We start from the raw sequence: 10,323 nt of genomic DNA on the forward strand, positions 1-10,323 counted from the left end.
CATAGGATATTACCGCAGTTACTAGGAAAAATCTTCCTTCTTGCACGGTTCAGGGCAGGTTCGATGCTGATGGGAAAAGGTTTAAACAGCGCGACGACTGATGTGTTTTTGTACACGTTTAAAAGTAGTGTTGGATATATTAATTAATGAGCTGTTCTAAATTATAAATATAGATGTTAACTATTGATTCGAAATTATCTATAGAACAAATTTTGTGCTTTATTTTTAATTGTTGAAGTGCTCATTAATGCTAATCCAGTCGCAAATATTAATGAAGGCTTAGCAGACGCAATGGAATGCTTCAGAACAGACGCGAAAGTATCATCTCGTTGAGCTTGTTCATATAAATCCATAGATAACAATTATTTGATGGTATAGGGACTGATGTAAGGATTAGTGCCTACGTGCGTTCAGCCAACACTGTTGTTTTCGTTAACTAACAGAAAATCAATTTACTCGTAGATATTCCCACCTTTACATTTCTATCTCCCCAACAAAGGAGATAAACCATGAAAACTGAGAAAATTGTATTAAACGAAAACACTTACCGCTTTAGCTTTCACCCAAATGAAAATACCGATCAAACCGTTATTTTCATGTTTGGTGCTCTACAAGATATTGAGTCTGTAGAAAGGTACTCGAAGTACTTCTCCAATTACCTGAATTGCTATTCTTTGGAGTTGCCAGGAACCGGACAAACCAGCGTTCTGGATTCTCGATTCAGCATTCGAGAGCAGTCAGAAATGCTGTTGGAGTTCATCAAACACAAGAAGCTGACCTCGGTTCACCTTATCGTGTTCAGCTATGCAACGGCTGTGGCGGTAGAGCTCTGTAAAATCTGGCCGGAAGTCATGTCGCTCTCGGTGTGTTGTGGCGTTCCTGGCGTACCGGTATCGGGTAGACCTGCCACGAAGAACATCTTGGGTGCAGCACTGCAGCAAAGCACAGCTGAGTTTGCTTCAATGTTCACTAAGTCTCTCACTGTTGTAGACCCTGAAATTCCGCGCAACACAGCAATCATTAAAGCGACAGAAAAGGGCATCTCCAAATTGCAAAGAGACAGAATTGAAATGTTCTTTGAGAACACGGTGCGCTTGTTTGTTTACTCGCCAAAAGACTTGTCGGGAATCCTTACGCCGACAACGGTGCTGGTGGGCGAGGCTGACCCATACGTTACGCTGGAAGAAGCGAGACGTTTTTCAAACAGCTTACCGTTTAGTCAGTTCAGAACCATCAAGAATGCCGATCACTTCATTCATCTTCAGCACCCTGAAATTGTTGCGGAAACCATGATTGAAAGGGCGCGAGCATGTGTGTTATCTGAACACCAAATGACAGCGTAAGGTTCTAAACACAATAGTGGACTAAACATATCTGTGTATGAGGCAACCGACTCCGGTAGGGGCGGTTGCCTTTTTTATGTGAGTTGAAATCAAAGACAAAGTGCTGAAATTTCCTTCAAGATGTTGGCGACGGGAGCTTTTTGTTTTTCTGCAAGCAAACGCATTGCCTCTACGATGAGCATGTCTCTGAGGTGTTGGGTTTGTCTCAGGCGGTGAAACTCAGGGAAATGCGTCATTTCGCTGGTGAATTCCACGTGAGAACTTTGCATGAAGCCAAGCTTCGCTCTCACGCCCAAAGATACGGGGAACTGTACGGTTCGACGTTCGTCTTCCAGCGCACTGTACTGGTATTGTGACATCCCTAGAACGTGCGCCATCGTGTTGTGCGAGAGCTTATGCTTTGTTCTGAAACGTTTCATTGTGATGGCAATGGAACGGTAGTAATCAATGGCGAACAAGTTAATGTCCAATTTCTCCGGAGGCATGAGGTCGTTGTAGCCTTTCGACACACCGTCGTCTTGGAGTTTTTCTCTAAATGCTCGGAATTCTCGTTGCTGCTCTGGTGCCATGAAACTGGCAATGAGATCCAATGCTGTTTCAAATTGAAAGCTCGGTATCCGCCCGACAGACAACAAGGCTTCCACCGCTTTATCATCCATACCGCGATAGTGCTCTTTGATTCTCAGTCCATGATAAAACGATGTCATTGGCACCATAAGCACCCATGAAAGGGCTGCAAGGAAATGCAGTGGCTTCATGGCCGTATAACTTTGCTGGAAATAGCGTTTCAGTGTCGAAAACTTAATGCCTGTCATTCGCTCGTTCAGCTGCTCATAAGACATGCCATTGGCGCGACGAACAAACGACATAGAGACGGATATCTCTTCATTCAAATGTCTAAGTTTGTCGTTAATCCTCGCGATATTCTCTTCATCAATGACAATCGGTTCTAGTGCGCGCAGCGATGACATGTTTCTTCCCATAAGAGCTTTGACTACTGCTAAATATCACAATGTTAATAGAGAAGGGAATCAATAAGATGGCTTTTAGATGAAGGTCAATAAACCTTTGATCAATCTCAATGTTGGCAGAGGGTTATCAGCACTGTTGGAAGAGGAGGTAAGGGGGAATGTGAGCGGATTGGAATGCCAACAGTTATTGCATGGTGAGGGCTGCGTACGCTGGTACTCAGCCCGTTTTGGAAGGAGAAATGATGATGTCACTTCTTCTTTTTCACTTTCCCCTGCACCGCTTTAAAGCGAGGGTTTGATTTACAGATAACGTAAATTCGGCCGCGTCTTTTGACAATTTGGCAGTCTTTACTGAGTTTCTTTGCGCTTTTTAGTGAACTCAGTACTTGCATGAATTATCTCGCCTTCAAATCTTTGCTGCCAAAACGCTGGTTAAAGCGCGCCACACGTCCGTCTTGTTTAGTGACTTTTTGCTTGCCAGTGTAAAAAGGGTGAGAGTGTGACGAGACATCTAATGTGACGTACGGGTACGTCTTTCCATCAATCTCAACGGTTCTGCTCGTGTTCACTGTAGAACCGACAAGAATGTACTCATTGGCACCTGTGTCGTGAAAAGCCACTGTTCTGTATTCTGGGTGAATACCTTGTTTCATATTTCTATCTCCATTTAGTGATGTTATAACATAGCACCTAATTCGCGGTAATGATAATTATTTGCAACACTGTCGTTTGTTGGGTTGTGCTGTGCATAAAAATTTACAGACCGATCTTAGATGTAAGCCTTTGTTATAAAAGAAATAATTGTGGTTTTGTAAAGTTTTTTTTATGGTTCATGCTTTTCTTAAGCAATGAAGCAAACTAGCGAGTTCTTGAGGTTGCACATGTTACGATGATCCTGATAATACTCACTTTGTTGCTGTTTATAAGGTTGCTGTTTGTGCGGAAGAAGATCGTTGGTTTTTCTACCAAAAGAGCATTAGCTAAGAAAATGATTTGCGTTGAACAACCTATGTACAAACGTCTTAGAATGAGTAAAGAGCCCGTAGAATTGGAGCCTTTCTCCAGGTTCTCGGATAAGTCTCGCAATATATGGAAAATGGGGGCATTTTCGTACTCTAATTCAGAATTACCGATTGATACGGAGGTTGGGCGCTATTGTTCGATAGCAGAAGGTGTCAAAGTACTGGGCTATCAGCATCCTTTGGATAGATTTACGACTTCAAACATTAGCTATGATCCTACATTCGGCATTAGCTCACCTTGTATACTGCCATTTGAGTCCAACTCACGTGCAATAAAAATTAAAAATGATGTTTGGATCGGTGCAGATGTAACGATTAAGCGAGGAGTAACAATCAATAACGGTGCAGTTATAGCCGCGCACTCAGTAGTAACGAAAGATGTTCCACCATATGCAATAGTCGGCGGTGTTCCTGCAAGAATTATCCGCTATCGCTTCAAAAAAGATGTTATTGATAAGTTATTAAAGTTGGCCTGGTGGCAGTATTCGCATATGGATTTTGAGGGGCTCAATGTTGAAGAGGGAGTAGAATCGTTTATCGAGTACATTGAAGGGGCTGTAAAAAGTGGAAAAATAAGAACATTTTCCCCTGAGCCTTTTGTGTTCTGAAAATTTTAAAAAGCTGGCTTTTTAGACCAGCTTTTTAACGATTTAGAGTTGAAGTTAATCAAAAACGCTAACCAAGGTTGGCTTGTGCACCAAATATCCTTGTAGGTAGTCAATACCTTTTGATTCAAGGAACCGCTGTTCGTCCTCAGTTTCAACACACTCCGCGACCACTTTGATGTTCGAGACATTCGTAATCGTGCGCAGGTTTTCAATGATCTGCTGTTTTACAAAGTCTTTGTCACAGTCGCGAACCAGTGCGCCATCAATTTTGACGATATCGATAGGCATAGAGAGTAATTGATTAAACGTTGAGTGCCCGGCACCAAAATCGTCCAGTGCGACTTTAAATCCCGCGTTTTTCAATTGATTCAGGTTCGTCACTAACAACTGTTGGTCTTCAATTTCACCTGATTCGACAACTTCAATGCAGATTTTGTGCGTCGCAATATGTTGATGCTTCACGAAGGCAAGCAAGGTTCGCATTGCACTCGAATTACACAGGTAATCTGGCGTTAGGTTGATAGACGCGGTTTCGTAGGTGTTTACATTCAAGCTACTGATGTACTGAAGTTGCTTGAAGAGAATTTTTTTCTCCAAGTTCTCCATGTGCCCCAGCTTTTGCGCGCAGTGAAACACACGCGCGGTGTTCAGCACTTCATTATTCAACGTGAAGCGAGAGAGCAGTTCGAACCGCTGCTTTTCTGGGTCTTCGCAATCCAAATAGTTTTGCCTCAGGATATTGATGTTGTCATCACTGAGTTCTTCCAGCATCAAGATATAACGCTCGTAATCTGTGTTGTCACAGTTGATCAATGTCGAGTTTGCATTCTTCTCGGCCAGTCGCATGTTTGTGTTCAAACGTGTCACTGCATGTCTGATACGAATACCTTTCGAGCACTGACAGTAAAAAATACGGTCTGCACTGAAGTTGATGTATTTCTCTTTCATTGCCGCGTTTAAACGGTGTGGAATCTCCGCCAACTTCGAGATGGCGCGCTCATTGCTCTCCGACGAGATGATCAGGGATGACACGTCATACAAAATGAAGCATTGGTCATACAAGCTCGTTTCTTTCTGAAAGAACGCTGAAATATGGCGAAGTATGTTATCTCGCTTGTCTGCTGGGTATTTAAATGCCGGAGACAGATCGATCGCGGCGACGATGAAATCTCTCGCATCTTCGGTTTCTGCCTCTAACTTTTGGTATGAACCAAAATTGCTTTGCTTATCAAAATACAGGCGTTGTGTGTTGTCTTGGATTTCCTTTCTCAACGAGGATTTGTAATCCAGCATGATGTAAATGATCAGCGAGAAGTTTAAGAACAACGCCAGTTGATTGTTTAAGTCGCGCAGGTCAGCGATGTCATGGCTATGAATCAACAGATGAAAGCCAATGATCATCAAAAAAATCTGCGTCAGTTCTGAAAAGTTAGAACCGCGAGAATGACCAATGGCGCAAGCATCATGTAGTAGAGGTAGCTGTCTACATGTTCCTGTCCCAATCTTTCCAGTACCAACACCAAAGTGGCAACGAGCGCCAGTTTGCAAAGCATGTGCGCTGGCAGCAAAGACATCAGCAATTTCTTTAATGATTTCGGGCTACGAATGCGCTGTACGCTGAGAATCGCCAGCGCAATGATGGGAGCCGTGATCAATATGCCGATGGAATCTGTCAAATAGAGGTGAAGGGCGAGGGTACGGTTCAACTCATTGGGTGCAAGGATCGACAACGCAAGCGTGGTGATCCCGGGCAAACAAAATACGAAGTAGCCAAAGATAAATTTGGTGGCGTGTTGATGATTTTTAATACGTTCGATGACACGCAAAGAAAGCATTAACAATGCAGAAATTATGAGTGTGTAAAGATATCCAATGCCGCTGGGTTTGATGTTGATAAAGCTGTAGTAGAAGGTGAGTCCAACAAACACGCCGCAGATGCCCGTTTTACCATAAAGATAAGTGAGAGCGACAAAGGTCCCTGCCGTTACTGACAGCAATTGAAACGTGGAGGCCTCGCCAACAGATAAGCTGGCGAGTTCAGTGCTCAATACCGTCAGCACAAAAGCGAGCATGACATAGCATGCTCTGTGCAAAAACGTAGGTTGTGGTATCGACAGGTAGTACTTCATGCAATGGTTGCTCGATTTCTTCCACGGTGTTTAGATTCGTACAAAGCGGTATCGGCGGCTTTGTAGCATTTGGCAAACGTCGAATCGGTGCTGAAAACACCACCGATAGAAACAGTGACGTTCAATCCCGCTGTTTTCTGCTCTGCAAACGCGGCACGAATGCATTCCGCTTTCTCTTGCAAATAGTGCTGATTCATATTGTTAAACAGCACGATAAACTCTTCTCCGCCCCAGCGAATGGCAATATCACCACTGCGAATCAGACTTTGAATCAACGACGCGCCTTCACGAATCACTTCGTCACCTTTTCTGTGGCCGAATGAGTCATTGATTTGCTTAAAGTGGTCGATATCGATGATCAACAGCGAGAAATTACGCAAGCGCTTCAGTTTCGGCTCGTAGAAATCTCGGCGGTAAAAACCTGTCATTTCGTCATGTTTGATCGAACGCTCGTGGCGACGAATTGCTGCGCGAGTGAGTTGAACCAAAATGGCGATAATCAACGCAGGAAACACGGACTTTTTCAGTGTGTCCATATAATGAATACCGACGGCAAAATACTGGCCATCCGAGCAGGGCAGACGTGATGATTGGTGATACACGTTATGCTCGCTGTCTCCATTCAATACCGTTTTATATTTGGCGTTGTACTTCTGGATAATGGAATTGATGAACGAGTCTTTGATATCGACAGCGACAAGGGCTTCCAGTGACTGTTTATTGTGCACTGGGAAGTAGATCGTCCGAATTCTCTCTCCAGAATGCTTCTCCGTGTACGGTTCAGTGACACGAATATTGCAGCCATAAAACTCTTGATAGGTATGATCAAGGCGTTCACGCGCAACAATACGTGACATGACGTCATTGACTTTGTATTTGTCGAAAACATCCGCGTAGCTTGGGCGAAGCGGGCTGAAGTGTGCGTAGTAACTTGGGTTCTCAAAAACGGCAACCGTCCAAATATCCTTGGGTGCACAAGTGTTAAGGTGCGTGCTCAGCTTTTGAATGCCTTGGCTGAGAGATTTCACTTTTGTATCGTCCGCAATGACGACAACGCCGACAGAACCTTGCTGATGGATACCTTTTTCAAGCAAGCGTGTCGGGGCGTTGTTGTAGTAAGAGCCAAAGCGGCGGATAGACGTGTACATGCGCGTGAAGCTATTTTGAACTTCTTCTGCGAGACGACCTGCGTGGAACATGTTGTAGCTTGGTAGCAGGTTGAAACTACCAATAAGGAGAGCATGCAGACTTTCAAAAAAGAGAAGATGTCTAGTTTCTCTACCTTTGTGCGAAAGCTCATTTACGTAATATGTCCGTTTGATAAATTAGTCGTGTCTAAAAACTGTGACTTGGATCTTGTTTAGGGAGGGGCAGTCTATACCTTTTCTTTTGAGTTTCAACGAATAAATTGCATGTTCTCCATGAGAAAATTTGATTGATGTGACTGTGAAGTGTACGGAAATGGATGCACCCATGAGCAATACTGGCTTTCAAAGCATCAATGCGGAATTTTTGAGTGCGGTAAAGAGGGTCGGTTGAAAGTAAAATGGTTGAATAACGGTTTATATATTTCTCCAAATTGACGCTGGGATGCGATGTCGATGAGAATTACTCCTATTAATACTACGATTGGTGCCTTGGTCGAAGACGTTGATCTGGCACAGCTTTCTGATGAAGATTTCGATCTGATTTATCAGGCCTTCCTGAAACATAAGGTCATCTTCTTTCGACGTCAGACGCTGACAGCGGCCGAGCATTTATCGTTGGCTCGTCGATTTGGCGAATTGGAAGCCCCTCATCCATTTTTCCCGCATGTCGAGGACTACCCCCAAGTCAGTAAAATTGAAACCATGCGTGGCAATCCACCTGGTAAAAGCTTTTGGCATACGGACATGACATGGCAATCAGCTCCGCCTAAATGCTCAATTTTGGCAGCTCAGTACTTGCCGGATGCGGGGGGAGATACGATTTGGCTTTCTATGGAAGCGGTTTACCACTCTTTACCTGCACCATTAAAGCATCGCATCCGAGGTCAAATGGCCAAGCACGCTGTTCATGGCTTTGCAGGAAGTCGGTTTGACCATCAAGACGAATCAGGTGAGAGCCGTGTTGACCAAATCTCTCAGTATATTGATGCAGTTTCTCATCCTCTCGTTGCTGAACACGAAGAAACGGGGAATCCTACCTTGTTCATCAATGAACAGTTCACACGCTTTGTCGAAGGTGAAAGCGCAGATGAAAGCGAGGCTTTGCTGGCAACCTTGTTCTCCCATTGCCGAGATGAAACATTACAAGTGAGGTTTAAGTGGGAAGAGGGCAGTGTGGCAATTTGGGATAATCGGTGTACTCAACACTTTGCGGTGACAGACTACGGTGATACTCCTCGATTGCTGCATCGAGTCGTTGTGAAAGGGACGCAACCTCGCCTGTTTACGTCCTAGTTTGGATGAAACGAACAAACCGAATTGCTTGGATATAAGAAATGCGTACCAAACCCTGATGTTTACGCTGAACCGCAACCTAACTTAGCTATGATTAAAGTGTGCATTCAGAGAGTTGCCTTTTTGTGACGATGTCACTTTTTCAGGGAGAGAGGTATGACAAACACGCGATCTAGCCATCGATTTGGCCGAGCTTTCACAGCCATCCTAACCCTTCTCGTTTCCTTTTCCCTTCATGCTGAAACATTACGAATTGGTATTAGCCAGTATCCAACGGGTTTAAATCCCGTCTTGGATTCTTCCGTCGCGGGCAGTTATGTGCAATCGACGTATTGGCGACCCATGATGATTTACGGCAAAGACTGGCAGCCGTACTGCCATCTTTGCAAAGAAGTGCCGACCTTTGAGAACGGCTTAGCAAAGAAAGTCGTGTTGGATGACGGACGCGAAGGCATAGAACTCACTGTTCAGCTCAAAAACGATTTGTTTTGGGCTGATGGCATTCCTCTCACGACCAAAGATGTGCTTTTGGGATATCAAATATCAACGGACAAACGTGTAAAGGGCAACCCTGGTTACGAGGAAGACCAAACGATTGAACGCCTCGATATTGTTGATGACCAAACGTTTAAAGTCTTGCTCAACAAACGCGTGTTCAGTTATCGCACGCAAGTCCCCTCCGCGATGCCAGACCATATAGAAGGCGATATCTACCGCGCTGACCCGGAAAATTACGACAAGAAAACGCGCTACGTTACCGCGCCAGAAACCCCGGGTTTATACAACGGTCCTTATCGCCTCGATAACTTCTCAACGGGCAGTTTCATTAACGTCACTGTCAACCCACATTGGAAGGGCAAGGCTCCTCACTTCGACAAGATCACCTTTAAAGCGGTCGGGAATACAGCAGCGTTGGAAGCACACCTGCTTTCAAATTCCGTCGATATGATTGCAGGTGAATCCGGTTTGACTCTTGATCAAGTCTTGCGAATGGAAGATAGGCTAGCGGGGAAATATCAATTTCATTACGAGCCCGGGCTCTTGTATGAACACCTCGACGTGAATCTCGACAATCCGCATTTAAGCAAAAAAGCCTTCCGCAAAGGGCTGCTGTACAGCATTGACCGTCAGCTTCTCGTAGACAAACTCTTTGAGGGCAAACAGATACTGGCGCACAGCGATACCAGCCCAAGAGACATTGGGTTCACGGATGATGTGGAGAAATACGCATACAGCCCTGAAAAAGCGAGAGAGCAATTCAAGCTAGCTGGGTATGAGATTAAGAATGGCAAGCTGGTGGATAAGAAGGGCAATGCGGTGCAGTTAGAGTTGATGTCGACGGCTGGCAACAAAACGCGAGAATTGGTTCAGCAGGTACTGCAATCTCAATGGAAGCAGATGGGCATTCAAATCAACATCAATAATCAGCCTGCCCGTGTGTTTTTTGGTCAAACATTGAAAGAGAGAAGGCACACGGGATTGGCACTCTTTGCATGGTACTCAGCACCGGAAAGCCCACCAGAAACCACGCTTCATTCGGAGAATGTGCCTACCGAAGCAAATAACTGGGGTGGACAGAACTACGCGGGATACAAGAACCCGAAAATGGACCAATTACTTGATGACATTGAAGTGCACTCGATGAAGGCAAACGTACGCAATTGTTTGCTGAAATCCAGCAAATCTACGCAGATGACCTTCCTGCGTTGCCGCTGTATTTCCGCTCAGACAGCTTTGTTTTGCCGCTCTGGCTAAAAGGACTTACGCCAACGGGGCACATGTTCCCGTCTACGCATTGGGTTGAAGAAT

10 protein-coding genes are annotated in these 10,323 nt (G+C 44.7%); 4 read left to right on the plus strand and 6 right to left on the minus strand.

The window, feature by feature from the left end; all coding sequences use genetic code 11:
• Positions 1-509: 509 nt before the first annotated feature.
• Positions 510-1,343, plus strand: a complete 834-nt coding sequence (locus ATN88_RS10485; protein WP_067415203.1) for an alpha/beta fold hydrolase — start codon at positions 510-512, stop codon at positions 1,341-1,343.
• Between the two features lie 89 nt (positions 1,344-1,432).
• On the opposite strand, the gene ATN88_RS10490 is transcribed toward ATN88_RS10485, so the two are convergent.
• From ATN88_RS10490 to ATN88_RS10500, 3 genes are all read right to left on the minus strand, one after another.
• Positions 1,433-2,314 (minus strand): hypothetical protein, encoded by an 882-nt coding sequence (locus ATN88_RS10490; protein WP_067415207.1) that lies wholly within the window; start codon positions 2,312-2,314, stop codon positions 1,433-1,435.
• Positions 2,315-2,562: 248 nt separating this feature from the next.
• Complete coding sequence (gene ykgO, locus ATN88_RS10495) at positions 2,563-2,706, minus strand: type B 50S ribosomal protein L36 (protein WP_067415210.1); 144 nt, start codon at positions 2,704-2,706, stop codon at positions 2,563-2,565.
• Positions 2,707-2,709: 3 nt separating this feature from the next.
• Positions 2,710-2,967 carry a type B 50S ribosomal protein L31 gene (locus ATN88_RS10500; RefSeq protein ID WP_067415215.1) on the minus strand — a complete coding sequence of 86 codons (258 nt, stop codon included), beginning with the start codon at positions 2,965-2,967 and terminating at the stop codon, positions 2,710-2,712.
• A 284-nt stretch (positions 2,968-3,251) separates the two neighbouring features.
• Here ATN88_RS10500 and ATN88_RS28260 point away from each other — a divergent pair, with 284 nt between their 5' ends.
• Positions 3,252-3,944 (plus strand): CatB-related O-acetyltransferase, encoded by a 693-nt coding sequence (locus tag ATN88_RS28260; protein WP_269748129.1) that lies wholly within the window; start codon positions 3,252-3,254, stop codon positions 3,942-3,944.
• A gap of 54 nt (positions 3,945-3,998) precedes the next feature.
• Here ATN88_RS28260 and ATN88_RS10510 read toward each other — a convergent pair whose 3' ends face one another.
• From ATN88_RS10510 to ATN88_RS10520, 3 genes are read right to left on the minus strand one after another with little or no spacing between them, the layout of a single operon-like run.
• Positions 3,999-5,345, minus strand: coding sequence for an EAL domain-containing protein (locus ATN88_RS10510; protein ID WP_067415218.1), 1,347 nt, complete (start codon positions 5,343-5,345; stop codon positions 3,999-4,001).
• A 14-nt stretch (positions 5,346-5,359) separates the two neighbouring features.
• Positions 5,360-6,073 carry a hypothetical protein gene (locus tag ATN88_RS10515; protein WP_157490699.1) on the minus strand — a complete coding sequence of 238 codons (714 nt, stop codon included), beginning with the start codon at positions 6,071-6,073 and terminating at the stop codon, positions 5,360-5,362.
• Positions 6,070-7,272, minus strand: coding sequence for a GGDEF domain-containing protein (locus ATN88_RS10520; protein ID WP_157490700.1), 1,203 nt, complete (start codon positions 7,270-7,272; stop codon positions 6,070-6,072). The genes ATN88_RS10515 and ATN88_RS10520 overlap by 4 nt, the downstream gene beginning before the upstream one ends.
• Positions 7,273-7,674: 402 nt before the next feature.
• Here ATN88_RS10520 and ATN88_RS10525 point away from each other — a divergent pair, with 402 nt between their 5' ends.
• Both ATN88_RS10525 and ATN88_RS10530 read left to right on the plus strand, forming a co-directional pair.
• The gene (locus ATN88_RS10525; protein ID WP_067415224.1) at positions 7,675-8,514 is read left to right on the plus strand and encodes a TauD/TfdA dioxygenase family protein; all 840 of its coding nucleotides are present in this window, start codon (positions 7,675-7,677) and stop codon (positions 8,512-8,514) included.
• Between the two features lie 156 nt (positions 8,515-8,670).
• A complete protein-coding gene (locus tag ATN88_RS10530) occupies positions 8,671-10,269 on the plus strand; it encodes a peptide ABC transporter substrate-binding protein (protein WP_232313088.1) in 1,599 nt (532 codons plus the stop codon).
• Positions 10,270-10,323 lie beyond the last annotated feature (54 nt).

The sequence above is a fragment of the Enterovibrio coralii genome, assembly GCF_001559595.1.
In the GTDB taxonomy this organism is placed as follows: Bacteria; Pseudomonadota; Gammaproteobacteria; order Enterobacterales; family Vibrionaceae; genus Enterovibrio; species Enterovibrio coralii.

Bases quoted from the DNA above. Each gene is read 5' to 3' on its own strand.
- ATN88_RS10500 (WP_067415215.1), bottom strand. From the start codon at position 2,967: ATGAAACAAGGTATTCACCCAGAATACAGAACAGTGGCTTTTCACGAC.
- ATN88_RS10485 (WP_067415203.1), top strand. From the start codon at position 510: ATGAAAACTGAGAAAATTGTATTAAACGAAAACACTTACCGCTTTAGC.
- ATN88_RS10520 (WP_157490700.1), bottom strand. From the start codon at position 7,272: ATGTTCCACGCAGGTCGTCTCGCAGAAGAAGTTCAAAATAGCTTCACG.
- ATN88_RS10530 (WP_232313088.1), top strand. From the start codon at position 8,671: ATGACAAACACGCGATCTAGCCATCGATTTGGCCGAGCTTTCACAGCC.
- ykgO (WP_067415210.1), bottom strand. From the start codon at position 2,706: ATGCAAGTACTGAGTTCACTAAAAAGCGCAAAGAAACTCAGTAAAGAC.
- ATN88_RS10515 (WP_157490699.1), bottom strand. From the start codon at position 6,073: ATGAAGTACTACCTGTCGATACCACAACCTACGTTTTTGCACAGAGCA.
- ATN88_RS10490 (WP_067415207.1), bottom strand. From the start codon at position 2,314: ATGTCATCGCTGCGCGCACTAGAACCGATTGTCATTGATGAAGAGAAT.
- ATN88_RS10510 (WP_067415218.1), bottom strand. From the start codon at position 5,345: ATGATCATTGGCTTTCATCTGTTGATTCATAGCCATGACATCGCTGAC.
- ATN88_RS10525 (WP_067415224.1), top strand. From the start codon at position 7,675: ATGAGAATTACTCCTATTAATACTACGATTGGTGCCTTGGTCGAAGAC.